The 16,059-nt window shown below is 71.6% G+C and carries 13 protein-coding genes; 8 read left to right on the top strand and 5 right to left on the bottom strand.

Features of this window, described 5'->3' with window-relative positions:
- Positions 1–2: 2 nt before the first annotated feature.
- Positions 3–1,967 (top strand): TIGR03960 family B12-binding radical SAM protein, encoded by a 1,965-nt coding sequence (locus F0L68_RS03255; protein ID WP_149847884.1) that lies wholly within the window; start codon positions 3–5, stop codon positions 1,965–1,967.
- Positions 1,968–2,016: 49 nt separating this feature from the next.
- Here F0L68_RS03255 and F0L68_RS03250 read toward each other — a convergent pair whose 3' ends face one another.
- On the bottom strand, positions 2,017–3,501 hold the full coding sequence (locus tag F0L68_RS03250; protein ID WP_149847883.1) for a S8 family peptidase: 1,485 nt from the start codon (positions 3,499–3,501) through the stop codon (positions 2,017–2,019).
- Between the two features lie 246 nt (positions 3,502–3,747).
- Between F0L68_RS03250 and F0L68_RS03245 the strand changes: the two genes are divergently transcribed.
- The 7 genes from F0L68_RS03245 to F0L68_RS03215 all read left to right on the top strand — a co-directional run bounded on the left by F0L68_RS03245 (position 3,748) and on the right by F0L68_RS03215 (position 12,539).
- Positions 3,748–4,548: a TIGR03936 family radical SAM-associated protein gene (locus tag F0L68_RS03245; protein ID WP_149847931.1), complete on the top strand. Its 801-nt coding sequence runs from the start codon at positions 3,748–3,750 to the stop codon at positions 4,546–4,548.
- A 163-nt stretch (positions 4,549–4,711) separates the two neighbouring features.
- On the top strand, positions 4,712–7,708 hold the full coding sequence (locus F0L68_RS03240; protein ID WP_149847882.1) for a translation initiation factor IF-2 N-terminal domain-containing protein: 2,997 nt from the start codon (positions 4,712–4,714) through the stop codon (positions 7,706–7,708).
- 369 nt (positions 7,709–8,077) lie between these two features.
- Positions 8,078–8,389 carry a 50S ribosomal protein L21 gene (gene rplU / locus F0L68_RS03235; protein WP_149847881.1) on the top strand — a complete coding sequence of 104 codons (312 nt, stop codon included), beginning with the start codon at positions 8,078–8,080 and terminating at the stop codon, positions 8,387–8,389.
- 14 nt (positions 8,390–8,403) lie between these two features.
- A complete protein-coding gene (gene rpmA, locus F0L68_RS03230) occupies positions 8,404–8,670 on the top strand; it encodes a 50S ribosomal protein L27 (protein ID WP_149847880.1) in 267 nt (88 codons plus the stop codon).
- Positions 8,671–8,780: 110 nt separating this feature from the next.
- Entirely contained in the window at positions 8,781–10,244 is a 1,464-nt protein-coding gene (gene obgE, locus F0L68_RS03225) for a GTPase ObgE (RefSeq protein WP_149847879.1), read from the top strand.
- A gap of 11 nt (positions 10,245–10,255) precedes the next feature.
- Positions 10,256–11,383, top strand: coding sequence for a glutamate 5-kinase (gene proB / locus F0L68_RS03220; RefSeq protein ID WP_149847930.1), 1,128 nt, complete (start codon positions 10,256–10,258; stop codon positions 11,381–11,383).
- Positions 11,384–11,450: 67 nt separating this feature from the next.
- Complete coding sequence (locus F0L68_RS03215) at positions 11,451–12,539, top strand: hypothetical protein (protein WP_149847878.1); 1,089 nt, start codon at positions 11,451–11,453, stop codon at positions 12,537–12,539.
- A 64-nt stretch (positions 12,540–12,603) separates the two neighbouring features.
- Here the strand turns inward: F0L68_RS03215 and F0L68_RS42120 are convergent, their stop codons facing one another.
- From F0L68_RS42120 to F0L68_RS03200, 4 genes are all read right to left on the bottom strand, one after another.
- On the bottom strand, positions 12,604–12,741 hold the full coding sequence (locus F0L68_RS42120) for a hypothetical protein (protein WP_188316362.1): 138 nt from the start codon (positions 12,739–12,741) through the stop codon (positions 12,604–12,606).
- Positions 12,742–12,869: 128 nt separating this feature from the next.
- A complete protein-coding gene (locus F0L68_RS03210; protein ID WP_223198444.1) occupies positions 12,870–14,291 on the bottom strand; it encodes an alpha/beta hydrolase family protein in 1,422 nt (473 codons plus the stop codon).
- Between the two features lie 118 nt (positions 14,292–14,409).
- Entirely contained in the window at positions 14,410–15,006 is a 597-nt protein-coding gene (locus F0L68_RS03205) for an ArsR/SmtB family transcription factor (RefSeq protein ID WP_149847877.1), read from the bottom strand.
- A 128-nt stretch (positions 15,007–15,134) separates the two neighbouring features.
- A complete protein-coding gene (locus F0L68_RS03200; protein WP_149847876.1) occupies positions 15,135–16,052 on the bottom strand; it encodes a DUF1028 domain-containing protein in 918 nt (305 codons plus the stop codon).
- Between the last annotated feature and the right edge of the window lie 7 nt (positions 16,053–16,059).

The following is a 16,059-nucleotide window of genomic DNA, read 5'->3' as shown; positions in this document are numbered from 1 at the left end:
GCGTGAGTGTCGAGTCTGTTTTCCCCAGGTTGGAGGCCCTGCTCCCCAGGGTGTCCAAGCCGGTGCAGTATGTCGGCGGGGAGCTCAACGCCACCGTCAAGGACTGGGACAGCACGACCGTGCGCTGGGCGTTGATGTACCCGGACGCCTACGAGGTCGGCCTGCCCAACCAGGGCGTCATGATCCTCTACGAGGTCCTCAACGAGCAGCCCGACGTGCTGGCCGAGCGCACCTACGCGGTCTGGCCGGACCTCGAGGCGCTGATGCGCGAGCACAACGTGCCGCAGTTCACCGTGGACGGTCACCGCCCGCTCGGCGCGTTCGACCTGCTGGGCGTCAGCTTCTCCACCGAGCTCGGCTACACGAACCTGCTCACCGCGCTCGACCTCGGCGGGATCCCGCTGCACGCGGCCGACCGCACCGACGAGCACCCGATCGTCATCGCAGGCGGGCACGCCGCGTTCAACCCCGAGCCGATCGCCGACTTCATCGACGCCGCCGTGCTCGGCGACGGCGAGGAGGCCGTGCTCGAGGTCACCGACATCGTCCGCGCCTGGAAGGCCGAGGGGCGCCCCGGCGGCCGCGACGAGCTGCTGACCAGGCTCGCCGAGACCGGCGGCGTGTACATCCCGCGCTTCTACGACGTGGAGTACCTGCCGGACGGCCGCATCCAGCGCGTGGTGCCCAACCGCGACCGAGTGCCGTTCCGTGTGTTCAAGCGCACCACGATGGACCTGGACGCCTGGCCGTACCCGAAGCAGCCGCTGGTGCCGCTCGCCGAGAGCGTGCACGAGCGGATGAGCGTGGAGATCTTCCGGGGCTGCACCAGGGGCTGCCGCTTCTGCCAGGCCGGCATGATCACCCGCCCGGTGCGCGAGCGGTCCATCGAGGGCATCGGCGCGATGATCCAGAAGGGCTTGGAGGCAACGGGTTTCGAGGAGGTCGGCCTGCTGTCGCTGTCCAGCGCGGACCACTCGGAGATCGCCGAGATCACCAAGGGCCTCGCGGACCGCTACGAGGGCACCAACACCAGCCTCAGCCTGCCGAGCACGCGGGTGGACGCCTTCAACGTCGACCTCGCCAACGAGCTGTCCCGCAACGGCAGGCGCTCCGGCCTGACCTTCGCGCCGGAGGGCGGCAGCGAGCGGATTCGCCGCGTCATCAACAAGATGGTGTCCCAAGAGGATCTCATCAGGACGGTCAGCGCCGCGTACTCCAACGGCTGGCGGCAGGTGAAGCTGTACTTCATGTGCGGGCTGCCGACCGAGACCGACGAGGACGTGCTGGAGATCGCCGGCATGGCCCAGGAGGTCATCCGCGCCGGCCGGAAGGCCAGCGGCCGCAACGATGTTCGCTGCACGATCTCCATCGGCGGGTTCGTGCCGAAGCCGCACACGCCGTTCCAGTGGGCCGCGCAGTGCGCCCCGGACACTGTGGACAGTCGGCTGCGCAAGCTGCGCGAGGCCGTCAACTCCGACCGTGGCATCGGCCGCAACATCGGCATGCGCTACCACGACGGCAAGCCCAGCCTGATCGAGGGGCTGCTGTCCAGGGGCGACCGCAGGGTCGGCCGCGTGATCGAGCGCGTGTGGGCGGAGGGCGGCCGGTTCGACGGCTGGAGCGAGCACTTCTCCTACCAGCGCTGGGTGGACGCCTGCGAGGCCGAGCTCGTGCCGCTGGGCGTCGACCTCGCCTGGTTCACCACGCGCGAGCGCGAGGAGACCGAGGTACTGCCCTGGGACCACCTGGACTCCGGGCTGGACAAGGAGTGGCTCTGGGCGGACTGGCAGGACGCCCTCGACGAGCGCGAGCAGGACGACTGCCGGTGGACGCCGTGCTTCGACTGCGGTGTGTGCCCGGCGATGAACACCGACATCCAGGTCGGCCCGAGCGGCCGGACGCTGCTGCCGATCAGCCCGGTCGGCAAGGGCTCCCCGGTCCGCAACCCCGCCCTGCACTTGTCCTGAAAAGGGGACCCTTCAGGGCGTTGAGCGTCCTGAAGGGTCCTTCATGACATCAGTTCTGCACGGCGGCCAGGGCGTTGACCAGGCCGTGGCCGTAGAAGCCGTTGTACTCGGAGTAACCGGTGCAGTAGGCGTCCTGCACGCCGGTGCCGTTGAGGTCGTAGTCCGACGGGCACGGCAGCGTGTCGGCCTGCGAGTTCAGCAGCCGGAGCAGCTGGCCGGGCGAGGCGTGCGGGTGCGTCGAGGCGAGCAGCGCGGCCACGCCCGTGACGTGCGGCGCGGCCATCGACGTGCCGCAGTAGTACCCGTAGCCGCCGGGCACCGTGGACAGCACGCAGCTCTGGCCGGATCCGAACGGCTGCTGCCTGCGGTCCCCGCCGGGCGCGGTGACGTCCACCGTGCCGAGCCCGTAGGAGCTGTAGCCGGCCTTGACCTGCCTGGCCCCCACCGAGGAGACCGCGACCACGTTGCGCAGCTGGGCGGGCAGCACCAGGCAGGCGCCGGTCAGCGGCCGAGGCCGGAGCGCTTCCGGGCCCGCGTTGTCCGGGCTGGCGGTGTCCCTACCCGGCCGCGCCAGGTCGACGCCGTTGTTGGTCGTGGCCGCCACGTTCAGTACGCCCCGGCTGGTCGCGTAGTCGACGGCCCTGCGCACTGCGTCGTGCACGACCTGCTGGCCGTTCTCGCTCTGGCAGTTGAACACCCACGGGTCGACGAAGAAGCTGCTGTTGGTGACGGTCATCCCGTTCGTCGCGGCCCACATGAACCCGCAGACGGCGTACTCGGGGTAGATGTACCCGTCGTCGTCGACCACCTTCACCGAGGCGATCCGCACACCGGGAGCGACGCCGGTGACGCCCTTGCCGTCGTCGGCGGCCGCGACGATCCCGGCGACGTGCGTGCCGTGCGGCGAGGTCGTCGGCGCCCACGCCTGCTGCGCGGTGTCCGGCTTGCCGGTGAGGCAGCCAGCGGACAGCGCGGGGTCGAGGGCGGCGACGAGGTCCGGGTGGGTCGGGTCGATGCCGGAGTCGAGCACGCCGACCACGACGTTCCTGCTGCCCTCGTTGACCTGGTGCGCGCGGTCGGCCTGGATGAGGGCCATGTCCCACTGCTCCGCGCTGCGGTCGGCGGTCGGCACGTCCCTGCCGTCCGGCTGGAACTGGGCCGCCTCGGTCTCGTCGACCTTCTTCCGGGTCGGCGCGTCGCTGTTCCTCGACAGGCTCTCGGCCTGGGCGCTGTAGGCCCGGTCGGCGCCGATCCGGTCGCCGAACGACGGGTCGGGGGAGGTGGCCACGGCGACCGCGATCTGCGGGTAGTAGACCGTGGTGCTGCCGCAGGCCGCGGCGATCTCAGCGTCGGCCTGCGGTTCCTGCGTGCCCCGGTCGAACAGCACGAGGTAGCGCAGCGTGGGGCCCTGTTGCGCGCACGGCCGGCTGGGTGCCACGGTGTCCGCCCCCGCGGGGGCGGTGGCCGCCAGGCAGCCCGCGGTGAGCAGCACAGCGCTGAGCGCGACCGCTCGGGCGCGGTGTAGCAGAGGCACGGGGGACCTCCAGGGCTGGGCAGGCCGGTTTCGGGGGAGCCCTCTGTCCAACGAGCCGGACGGTAGCCAGACTGGCTGGCGCAGACAAGCGGGGCGACCCAAAACAGCTCCAAGGTACCGTCCTGCCGGAGTAGTGGACTGCGACGATGGACCGAGCCGCCCATTTGGCGCAGGGCCCGCGTGCAGACCTGTCGAAGGGGAGTAGCTCTGAGCCGCAAGGACCAGCCCAACCCGTCCGCCTCGGCGGTGCAGAAGCTGCGACTGCGCTACGCCAAGCGTGGCCGGTTGCGCTTCACCTCGCACCGCGACGTCGCACGGACCTTCGAGCGCGCCCTCCGCAGGGCGGGCGTGCCGATGGCGTACTCGCAGGGCTTCAACCCGCACCCGAAGGTGTCCTGGATCGGCGCGTCGCCGACCGGCGTGGCCAGCGAGGCCGAATACGTCGAGGTGCAGGTCGTCGAGCAGATCGACCCGGTCGCGCTGCGGGCCGCGCTCGACGCGGCGCTGCCGCCCGGCCTCGACGTGCTCGAGGTCGTGCAGGCCAGCACCGGCTCGTTGCCCGACCGGATCGACGCCAGCCTGTGGCGGATCGAGCTGCCCGGGGTGTCGGTGGACGCGCTGCGTGCTGCGGTGGCCGGCCTGCTCGCGGTCGAGCAGGTCGAGGTCGAGCGGTTGACCAAGGACGGGAAGCGGATCATCGACGTGCGACCTGCGGTGATGTCCGCCGAGGTCGTTTCGTCACACGATCTGATGATCACGGAGAGTGAGCAAAGCGACGCTGGCCACGTTCAGCCAGATGATTGGACGGCTTCCGGCGAACCGTGTGGGATACTCGTGACGGTTGTACGGCAGACCACACCTGCTGTCCGACCCGACGATGTGCTCAGCGCGCTTCGCGTCGTCGCCGACCTGGTTCCACCGGTGCCCGCGAGGGCGACCCGGTTGGCACAGGGACGGCTCGACGACGATGGTCGCCTTGCCGACCCGTTCGCCCAGGACAGGGCGACGGAGTCCGCAGTGGAGTCCGGGGAGCAGGAGCGCGACTAGCCGTCGTCGCGGGACCTGCTGACTGAGCGCCTGGGCACGGAGGCCCTGGTACCGGTCGGCGCTAGGCAAGGATTCCCGCCGCTAGCCGCGGCGGAGACTGGACAAGAGAGGCCCCTGCGCGGCCGCGTCCTTGGATGGGCGCGCCCGGGGGCGGAGGAGCTGCATGTCGAACACGGACAAGCCCGCCGGAGCTACCGGCGGGGATAACACCGCACCCACACATCCCGCGCTGGCCGAACTGCCATCGAAGATTCGGGTGCACGCGCTGGCCAAGCTGCTCGGTGCGAGCAGCAAGGACATCATCGCGGCGCTCGCCGACATCGGGGAACCCGCGCGCAGCGTGCAGTCGAGCCTGAGCAGGGACATCGCCCTGAAGGTCGCCGACACGCTGCTGCCGGCGCCCGCCGCCGACCCGTCCGACCTGGGGGAGTCCACCCCGGTCGAGGAGATCGCGGGCGAGGAGATCGCCGACGAGCCGCAGCCGGTGGCGGTGAGCGTCCAGCAACCCGCCGTCGCGCTCGCGCCGCTGTTCGCGGCGCCGTCCCCGGTGTTCCTGCCCCCGCAGGCCGCCGAGCCGGAGGCCGCGCCGAAGGCGGAGCCCGCCAAGGCCGGCAAGGCCACGGCGAAGTCGGGCGGCAAGGGCAAGGCGGCCAAGGCCGAAGGCGCTGGCCCGCGCCAGACCGTCGTCGAGAAGGCGATCGAGCCGGAGCCCGAGGACGAGCCGGAGGACGGGCACGCCGACGACGACCTGTCCGATGACGGGGACGCGGCCGGTCGCCGCCGCCGTCGCCGCGGCCGTCGCGGCCGTGGCCGGGGCAAGGGCGGCTTCGGCGACGACTACGCCGACGACGAGAACGCCGACGACGAACCGGCCGATTCCGGCGAGGAGCAGGAATCCGACCAGGACGCCGGGCGTGACGAGTCCGATGAGGACGGAGCCTCGGACGAGGGCGGCGAGGGTGGCAGCCGCCGCCGCAGGCGCCGTCGCCGCCGCAAGAGCGGCGCGGACGACGAGGCCGCCCCGAACGAGGACGACCCGCCGAACACGGTCGTGCACGTCCGCGACGCGCGGGACGACAAGGCCGACTCCGAGGCCGCGCAGAGCGAGGTCCGCAGCGTGCGGGGCTCGACGCGGCTGGAGGCCAAGCGGCAGCGCCGCAGGGACGGCCGGGAGGCCGGTCGCCGTCGCGTGCCCGTGCTGTCCGAGGCGGAGTTCCTGGCCCGCCGGGAGGCCGTCGACCGCACGATGGTGGTGCGCGAGCGCGGCGACCGCACCCAGATCGGTGTGCTCGAGGACGGCGTGCTCGTCGAGCACTTCGTCACCTCGGCCGGCACCGGCTCGCTGGTCGGCAACGTCTACCTCGGCCGCGTGCAGAACGTGCTGCCCAGCATGGAGGCCGCGTTCATCGACATCGGCAGGGGCCGCAACGCGGTGCTCTACGCCGGCGAGGTCGACTGGGACGCCGCTGGGCTGGAGGGCAAGGCCCGCAAGATCGAGCAGGCGCTGTCCACCGGTGACAGCGTGCTCGTGCAGGTCACCAAGGACCCGGTAGGCCACAAGGGCGCCAGGCTGACCACGCAGATCAGCCTGCCCGGCCGGTTCCTGGTCTACGTGCCGGGCGGCGGCGCGACGGGCATCAGCCGCAAGCTGGCCGACAACGAGCGCAAGCGCCTCAAGGACATCCTCAAGCGGGTCGTGCCCGACGACGCCGGTGTGATCATCCGCACCGCCTCGGAGGGCATCGGCGAGGAGGAGCTGGGCCGCGACGTGCGCAGGCTCCAGGCGCAGTGGCAGGTCATCAAGGAGAAGGCCGACCAGCCGAGGGCGCAGGCCCCGCAGCTGCTGTACGAGGAGCCCGACCTGCTGGTCAAGGTCGTGCGCGACCTGTTCACCGAGGACTTCTCGAACCTGGTGGTGCAGGGCGACGACGCGTGGGACGTCATCGACGCCTACGTGCAGCACGTCGCGCCGGACCTGCGGGACCGGCTGCGCCGGCACGTCGGCACCACCGACGCGTTCGTCGAGCACCGCATCGACGAGCAGCTGCTCAAGGCGCTGGACCGCAAGGTCTGGCTGCCGTCGGGCGGCTACCTGATCATCGACCGCACCGAGGCGATGACGGTCATCGACGTCAACACCGGCAAGTACACCGGGTCGGGCGGCAACCTCGAGGAAACCGTCACGCGCAACAACCTGGAGTCGGCGGAGGAGATCGTCCGCCAGCTCCGGCTGCGCGACATCGGCGGCATCATCGTCATCGACTTCATCGACATGGTGCTGGAGTCCAACCGGGACCTGGTGCTGCGCAGGCTCACCGAGTGCCTCGGCCGGGACCGCACCCGTCACCAGGTCGCCGAGGTCACCTCGCTCGGCCTGGTGCAGATGACCCGCAAGCGGGTCGGCACCGGCCTGCTCGAGGCGTTCAGCACGACCTGCGAGCACTGCCGTGGCCGGGGCGTGCTGGTGTCCACCGAGCCCGTGCAGCACTCGCACGGCGCGGGGGGCGGCGAGAAGGAGAAGCAGGGCGGCCAGCAGAACGCGGCGCAGGGCGGCGGCCAGCAGCAGAGCGGCCGGAAGTCGCGGCGCGGCAAGTCCGGCGAGCAGCAGGCCGTCGAGCCGGCGGCGCCGGTCGAGGCTGTCGCCGAGCCGGTCGCGGACGCCCCGGTGGCCGAGCCAGCGCAGCAGGAGACCGAGCCGGCAGCCGAGCCGAAGCAGGACGGCGGCCGGGACCGCAGGGAGGCGCAGCGGGAACGCCGCAACGCCCGGCGCGAGGCCCGTCGCGAGGCCGGCGCGGCCCGCCAGGAGGCGGCCAGGGCCGCCGAGGCCGCCACGCCTGCGGTCGCGGTCGAGGCTGCCGCACCGGTCGCCCAGCCCGAGCCGTCGGCGGAGCCAGCCAAGGCTCCGTTGCAGGCCGAGCAGGGGAAGCAGGCCGAGCCGAAGCAGGCCCCGGTCGAGCAGGCGGAGGCAAGGCCGGCGGCCGAGCCAGCCGCGCGCAACGGTGTGCCCTCGACCGAGCAGCCCGCGCTCAACGGCCACGCGCCCGTTGAGGAGCGGCCGGAGCCGCCCGCCCCGGTCGTCGCGACGACCAGGCGGCGGACGTCCCGCAGGGCGGCCTCCCGCCCGGCAGGGCCGCCGCTCGGCGCGGTGCAGGAGGGCTGAGTCCCACGACGACGGCGGGGGCGGAACCGAACGGTTCCGCCCCCGCCGTGTTTTGTCGGTGGATTAACGGCCGAACCTGTTGTGGTGAAGCGCACAATGGCCGTTCGCCGAGCCGGGCCGTCGTGAAATGGTCGGTGCCGCTGGTCGGTCGCGCCGGGCGGGCCGCAGCGCGGCGTCCGGTGTTCGTCCTGGTCAGCGCGGTAGGCCGCAGTGCGCGCCCACCCGGTTTGACCCCGCCGCAGCCCGGCCCGTAACCTATTGTTCGACCCGCCGTCCTGGTGGGTCCTGTCGTGTGCAGCCCGGCCTGATGTCAATCTGCCCAGGGCGCGCGCGACCCCGTCCCGTCGAGCAGCAGGAGACTTTCGTCCGATGTACGCGATCGTCAAGACCGGCGGCAAGCAGTACAAGGTGGCTGTCGGCGACATCGTCGTGGTCGAGAAGCTCGTTGGCCAGCCGGGCACCGAAATCAACTTCCCGGCTCTGCTCGTCGTTGACGGCACTGACGTCACCGCAGACGCCGAAGCCCTCGGGAAGATCTCGGTGACCGGCGAGGTCGTCGAGCACACCAAGGGCCCGAAGATTCGTATCCACAAGTTCAAGAACAAGACCGGCTACCACAAGCGTCAGGGTCACCGCCAGAAGCTGACCCGCGTGAAGGTCACCGGCATCACCGGTAAGTGAGGGTCTGACCAGCCATGGCACATAAAAAGGGTGCATCCAGCTCCCGTAACGGGCGCGACTCCAACCCCCAGTACCTGGGTGTCAAGCGCTACGGTGGTCAGGTCGTCAAGGCCGGCGAGATCCTGATCCGCCAGCGTGGCACCAAGTTCCACCCGGGCGTGAACGTCGGCATCGGCAAGGACGACACGCTGTTCGCGCTGTCCGCCGGCGCCGTGCAGTTCGGCTTCAAGCGCGGTCGCAAGACCGTGAACATCGTCGTCCCGGCCGAGGCTGCTGCCTGAGGCTCGACCGAGACGTCTAGCACATCCCCAGCGAGGGGCGGGCCGGAACATCTCCGGCCCGCCCCTTGTTGTTTTTGTTCAGTAATAGCGTTTTGAGGAGAGGATTCCCCGTGTCCCGATTCGTCGACCGGGTGGTGATCCACGTCGCCGCCGGCGCCGGGGGGAACGGTTGTGCCTCGGTGCACCGGGAGAAGTTCAAGCCGCTCGGCGGGCCCGACGGCGGCAACGGCGGGCGCGGCGGTGACGTCGTCCTCGTGGTGGACCCCAGCGTGCACACCCTCCTCGACTTCCACTTCCGTCCGAACGCGACAGCCACCCACGGCAAGCAGGGCCAGGGCGCCAACCGCGACGGCGCGATGGGCGAGGACCTCGAACTGCGCGTGCCCGACGGCACCGTGGTGATGACCGAGGACGGCGAGGTCGTCGCCGACCTGGTCGGCAACGGCACCCGCTTCATCGCCGCCGAGGGCGGTCGCGGCGGCCTCGGCAACGCCTCGCTCGCGTCCAAGGCCCGCAAGGCCCCCGGCTTCGCGCTGCTCGGCGAGCCCGGCGAGACCAGGGACCTGGTGCTGGAGCTGAAGTCCGTCGCGGACGTCGGCCTGCTCGGCTTCCCGTCCGCCGGCAAGTCCTCGCTGATCTCGGTGCTGTCCGCGGCCCGTCCGAAGATCGCGGACTACCCGTTCACGACCCTCGTGCCCAACCTCGGCGTGATCACCGCTGGCGCGACCATCTTCACGATGGCCGACGTGCCCGGCCTGATCCCTGGTGCCAGCGAGGGCAAGGGCCTCGGCCTCGACTTCCTGCGGCACATCGAGCGTTGCGCCGTGCTGGTGCACGTCGTCGACTGCGCGACCTACGAGGCCGACCGCGACCCGCTGTCCGATGTGGACGCGCTTGAGCAGGAACTGGCCCGCTACACGCCTTCGCTTGGCGGCGACCTCGCCGACCGGCCGCGCGTGGTGGTGCTCAACAAGATCGACGTGCCGGAGGCCAAGGAACTGGCCGAGCTGGTGCGCCCCGAGCTGGAGGCCCGAGGCCTGCCGGTGTTCGAGATCTCCACGGCCTCCCGCGAGGGCCTGCGCGAGCTGACCTTCGCCCTCGGCAAGGTCGTCGAGGACTACCGCGCCGCGCAGCCGGTGCAGGAGGCCACCAGGGTCGTCATCCGCCCGACCGCGGTGGACGACGCGGGCTTCACGGTCGTTGAGGATCCCGAGAACGAGGGCGGCTTCATCGTTCGGGGCGAGCGGCCGGACCGCTGGGTGCGGCAGACCGCCTTCGACAACGACGAGGCCGTCGGCTACCTCGCGGACCGGCTCGCCAGGCTCGGTGTCGAGGAGAAGCTGGCCAAGATGGGTGCCGTGCCGGGCTGCGCGGTCACCGTCGGCGGCGTGACCTTCGACTGGGAGCCGTCCACGCCGGCCGGCATCGCGATCATGATGACCGGTCGCGGCACCGACGCGCGGCTGGAACGCAACGAGCGCATCGGCGCGTCCGAGCGCATGGTCGCCAAGAAGGCGCGCCGCGCGCCGGGCGAGTACGGCGACTACGCCGAAATCGGTGACGACGAGGAGTGACCGTGTCGGGTCTGTCCGAGCCCCGTCAGGCTGTCGCCTGCGCAGGCCGGGTCGTGGTCAAGGTCGGTTCGTCGTCCCTGACCACGGCTGAGGGCGGGCTCGATCCGGCCAGGCTCGACGCGCTGGTCGACGCCGTCGCGGCCAGGTGCGCGGCGGGCAGCCAGGTGGTGTTGGTGTCCTCCGGCGCGATCGCCGCAGGGCTGGCCCCGCTCGGCATCGGCCGCAGGCCCAAGGATCTGGCCACCCAGCAGGCGGCGGCCAGCGTCGGCCAGTTGGCCCTCGCGCACGCCTACGCCGCGTCGTTCGGGCGGTACTCGCTGACCGTCGGGCAGGTGCTGCTGACGGCGGACGACGTGGTGCGGCGCGCGCACTACCGCAACGCGCAGCGGACCTTCTCCAGGCTGCTCGCGCTGCGCGCGGTGCCGGTGGTGAACGAGAACGACACGGTGGCCACCGAGGAGATCCGCTTCGGCGACAACGACCGGCTCGCCGCGCTCGTCGCGCACCTGGTCGGCGCGGACGCGCTGCTGCTGCTCTCGGACGTCGACGCGCTGTACGACGGTGACCCCCGGCGGGGCGGCGCGCGGCGGATTCCCGAGGTGGCCAGTTCGTCCGATGTGGACGGTGTGCGCGCGGGAACCGTTGGGGCGTCGGGACTCGGCACCGGTGGCATGGCGTCCAAGCTGGCCGCGGCGCGGTTGGCGGCCTCGGCCGGCATCCCCGTGCTGCTGGCGTCCGCCGCGCAGGCGGCGCGGGCGCTCGGCCCCGCCGACGTCGGCACGGCGTTCGCGGTGACCGGGGCGAGGCTGTCGGCCAGGCGGTTCTGGCTTGGGCACGCCGCAGGGGCGAGGGGCAGGCTGCGCCTCGACGACGGCGCGGTCGCGGCCGTGGTCGGGCGGCGGCGTTCGCTGTTGGCCGCCGGCATCACCGGGGTCGAGGGCGCCTTCGAGGCTGGCGACGTGGTGGAGCTGCTGAGCCTGGGCGGTGACGTGGTCGCCAGGGGCGTGGTGGCCTTCGACGCCGGCGAGCTGCCCGCCCTGATCGGGCGCTCCAGCCATCAGCTCGCCCCCGAACAGCGCCGCGAGGTGGTGCACGCCGACGACCTTGTCCCGCTGCGCGGTACGGCCGTCACCGGCTGAGCGCGGAGATTGATCGGATAGTCGGCGTTTCGTGCCCACGTCACCGCAGGCGCGCGAGACTGGGCCGGTGACGAGAGTTGCGCGTTTCGCGGTGTTGGTTCCCCTTGTGCTGCTGGCCGGCTGCGGTTCGCGGGTCGACCTGGCCACCACGCCGTCCTACCCGGTCCCGCCGCACGTGTCGGCTGCCCCCACTCTGCTGCCGGACGGCACGGTGCCGTGGGTCGAGGAACCCGGCGGCAACAACGAGTTCAGCACTCCGGCGACGCCGAGGCTGGCGGACCCGAACGCCGGTCCGTGCCGCGCCGACCAGCTGCGCGGCGAGCTGCCGTCGTGGTCGGCCCCGAAGGGCGTCGTCGAATCGGGCGCGCGCCCGCAGCGGGAACCGGCGAAGCTCATCGGCTTCGTCAAGGTCACCAACACCGGGAAGGTCGCCTGCCGGTTGCGCGGCGAGGTGGACACCCGCATGCGCGACCAGGGCGGCGAGCTCAGAATCGGCTACTCGCATGGCGTGAACGACGAGAGCAGGACGCGCGTCACGGTCGTGCCGCCCGGCGGGGACGCGGTGCTGCGGCTGGACTGGACCGGCCCGTTCTGCCTGCACCCCAACGGTTCCGTCGAACTGGACATCCGTCTGCCGGAGGAGGGCGGGTCGCTGCGCGCCCCGGTGCGGAGCGCGGATCGACCGCCGTGTTCGCAGGACGAGAACCATCCCGAGTACAGCTCGTACCTGTCGGCGAGCGCGTTCGATGAGCCGCCGACCGATGCCGCCACAGACTCGCCGCTCGCGGCGCTGTCCGCGACCCAGGAACCGGTGGTGTCGGCCAGGTCGGGAGAGCTCGAGACCTGCTACGTTCGGCTGGAGAACAAGACCGACAAGGCGGTCTCGCTCGACCCGTGCCCCGGCTACCTCCAGCAGCTCGCTTCCGAGGGCGGGAACGGGGTGCGGCCGGTGAACGACTCCGGGGTGTTCCGGATGAACTGCCGTCCGATCAAGGAGATCCCGGCGCACGGCTCGGTGCGGTTCGCGCTGGGACTGCGCGTGCCGCAGGGCCTGGCCGCCGGCCGGCCGCTGTTGGTGAACTGGCGGCTGCTCGCGCCGGGGCTGTCGCTCGGCTCGCCCCTGGCCGGGTTCTTCACCGTCACCGTGGCGGCCTGAGCGAACGCTCGGGCCGTGCGCGGTGCGGCGGTGTGCGGGGCGTGGTCACTCGGTGCTAGGTGCTTCAGTGCTTGGTGCGTCGGCCGAACAGGTTGCCGCCCTTGATGCGGCGGGGGTTGGCCACCGAGCGGTACCTGGCCGCCTCGGTCACCAGGTCGTGCTGTCGTTGTGCCGCAATCGAAGTCGCTGTCGTGATGTCCATGAGAGAATCATGCAACCTCGACTATGGTAGAGATCAAGAGGACGTGACCACCGTCTCCTCGCCAGCATCTCTGCCCATGCCTGTGCCGCGTTGGCAGCCTGTCCGCGCAGGCTGCCAACGCGGCGGCGTCACACGGTGAACAGGCCCCAGTAGGCAGCCCAGGGCAGGAACACCACGCCGCCGAGCGCGAGCGTGCCGAGCCGCAGCTTCGCCCAGCCGGCCAGCGTGCTCCGGCCGCGCCACCACGCGAGAACCGTTGCGGCGAAGGCGATCGCGGCGCCGACCGCGAGCAGTTGGAGCACCAGCCAGACGACCGGCCTGCCAAGCACGACCGGCCCGACGGTCTGGCCGGCGTTGATCGCGACGTACCCGAGAAAGAGCAGCGCGCCCAGCGCCGCGACGGGGCCGGTGGCCGCGAGTGTGCGCGCGGCAGCGCGGGCCGGAACGGGGTCGCGGCGGGACCGCAGCCGTCGGATGAGCGCGCTGACCGGATAGATCAGGAAGCACACCAGGATCAGGACGAACGCAGTCAGCTGCGCCCACAGCGACTCGTACCAGCTCGACGGCTCCAGGGGCACGGACTGTCGATCCTGGTGGGGCGGCGCGTCGGCGCTCGCGACCGGCAGGCCGTGGCCGAGGCCGTTGACCCAGGACGTCATCAGGTCGAAGAAGCCCGGCGCGAACTCGTCGGAAGCCGTGAAGCCGTCCGCGCTGGCGTGCATCCGGTGATTGGCCTCGGGGATCACGCGGAGGTTGTAGTGCTCGTTGCCGCCCCTGGTCAGCGCGTCGCGGAAGATCGCCATGCTCTCCTGCGAGGCGGTGGACTGGTCGTGCCCGAAGAAGATGCCGAGCAGAGGCTGGTGCAGGTGTTCCAGCGGGGGAACGGGGTCGTGGTCGGCCGCGCCGAACAGACCGGCCTTGGCCAACAGCCGGGTGAAGTCCACGCCGAGCGGGCGTAGCAGCGAGTTGGAAACGCCGGCGTGCGCAAGATAGTTGCCGTTGCTCCATGCCTGCACGCGTGCCGGCGGCAGGCCGCTGCCGCCCACGGTGATGACGAAGGCCACGTGCGCCGACCGAGACCCGGCAAGCGGCGAGATCCAGCCGCCCTCGCTGAAGCCCCACACGCCGACCCGGCCGGGGTCGACGTCGGGCCGGGCGCGCAGCACCTCGACACCCGCGATCGCGTCGTCGGCGAGCGCCTCGAAGTCCCGATGGAACTGCGTGTAGCCCTCGGTGCGCTTGTCGGCGATCAGCGCGACGATGCCCGCGCGAGCGAACGCCTCGGCCTGCGGGCGGAGGGCGTCCCGCTGACGGGGGCCGGAGCCGTGCGCGAGCACCACTCCGGGGTGTTTCGCGTCGCCGCCGGCTGGCGCGACGACCGTTCCGTGCAAGGTGACGTCGCCGTTGTGGAACGTCACGTCGGTGTTGGTCAGGCCGGCGGGAGCGGGCTGGGCACTCGCGGTGTTTCCCGGCAGCAGTGCGGTGATGACGAGAAGGACGGCCAGCCAGGCGCCTAACCTGGGCACGATGCGGTTGCATGCGGACAGCACGGGATGGTCTCCTAGACGAAGGTTGAGCGTGCGTGCGAAGGACTCGCCCAGCGGGCGAGGTCGTGCCTCTTCCGGTGCTGGGGTGCCGAGTTGCCGCTCGGTGCCCCAGTTTTTTGGTTCAGCTGGTGGTTTCCTCTGGTGGTTCGGTCGTGGAGGTCTCCGGAAAGGCGAGCAGTCGGGTGAGCACCCTGCGGGCCCCGGTCGGGGCCTGCTCGGCTGGTCGCGCGTAACGCATGAGCAGCGCGACGTACTCCTCGAAGAACGCGCGAAGTTCGTCGGTCGTCACGTGGATTCCGCCGCGCGAGTAGACCAGCGCGTCCGCCCACTCGCCCAGCTCGTGCCGGGTGCTTTCGAAGCGGCCCAACGACTCCAGGTCTTCGGCGAGCCAGAGGCTGTGGAGTTCGTTCAGCGCGGAGCGCATCGCGGGGTCCTGCTGGCTGGCCAGGGGCATGCGCAGGTCGGCGCGGACGTGCCGCCACCACCGCTCCCGGCCGTGGCCCCGCTCGGGCACTTCCTCGATGAGGCCGTGCTCGGCCAGTACTCGAAGGTTGTAGCTGGTGCCGCCGCTGGTCACCCCGAGCTCGCTGGCGAGCGTCGTGGAGGTGGCCGGCCCGTCCACCGCCAACCGGCGCAGGATCCGCTGGCGCAGCGGGTGCGCCAGCGCCTTGACCGTGCTCAGGTCAACGGTCTGGGAAGGAGTGGCCGGGTCTGGCATGAGCCCAGCCTAGCAATGCACGAAGACTCGTGCACGACTTTCCGTGCACGAGTTTCCGTGCATTGCCATCCGCGACTACTGCGGCTCGATGACCTGCGGGTTTGTCGCGAAGCGCGCCGTCGCCCGCCCTACTTCAGCTCGTCCACCAGTGCTAGCAGGGCGGCGGCGTGCGGGTTGTCCGTGCGCCGGGCCGCCTCGGCGCGGCCCCGCACCCGGTCGGCGATCGCCGCGTCCAGGCCGACGGCGTGCGCCAGCAGCGGACGAACCTCCTCGATATGCCCGCGCAGGCCCAGCCTGCTGATCGCGTACAGCAGGCAGGTCAGGTCGTCCGGCGCGAGCGCGACCGCCGCACGCAACTCGTCGTGGAGCCGGTCGGGCTCCTCGGCGAGGCTGCCGATGCGGATCAGGTGACGATGCGCCCGCGCGGTCCGCAGCAATCTCGCCAGATCGCCGACCGGATCCCGGGAGTCGTCCACCCGCAGGTCGAACACCTCGTCGTCGGCCTCGCCCGTGGAGTCCCCGCCGTGCTCCGGACCCACCACGAGCAGCGCGGCGGACTGCACGCCGCGCGCGTCCCCGCCCTCGCGCTCGGCGGCCTGCAACGCGGCCATCATGCGCTCGGGCAGGCCGCCCTCGGCCTCGCGGTAGGCGGCGGCCATGGCCGGCCACACGGCGTCCGACACCATCAGGTTGGCCTGCACGCTGAACTGCGCGTCGAGGTCAACCACATGACCCGCGTGATCCCCGTAGCAGTCGGGCCCGGTGTAGGCCGCGGCCGACCCGGTGCGATCGATCGCGGCGAACTGGGCCTGCTCGGTCCCGGGCAGCGTGCGCAGCGCCGCCACGGCCGCATCAGCCGACATGCCCCGGTCGAGCAAGTCGAGCAGCAGCCCACGCCAGCGCAGGCTGGAACCGGACTGCACCGCGACCGCGCCGACTCCCGCGCGCGCCGCCGGCACCCGGGTGCCGATGGCGAGCACACAGCTCTGCACCGCAACGCCGAAACAACCGGTCTCGGGATCCCTTGCCAGGACTGAGTACGTCACGCCCGAG

This window comes from Solihabitans fulvus, from assembly GCF_008386585.1.
In the GTDB taxonomy this organism is placed as follows: Bacteria; Actinomycetota; Actinomycetes; order Mycobacteriales; family Pseudonocardiaceae; genus Solihabitans; species Solihabitans fulvus.
This window is presented reverse-complemented; position numbering and strand designations above follow the sequence as displayed.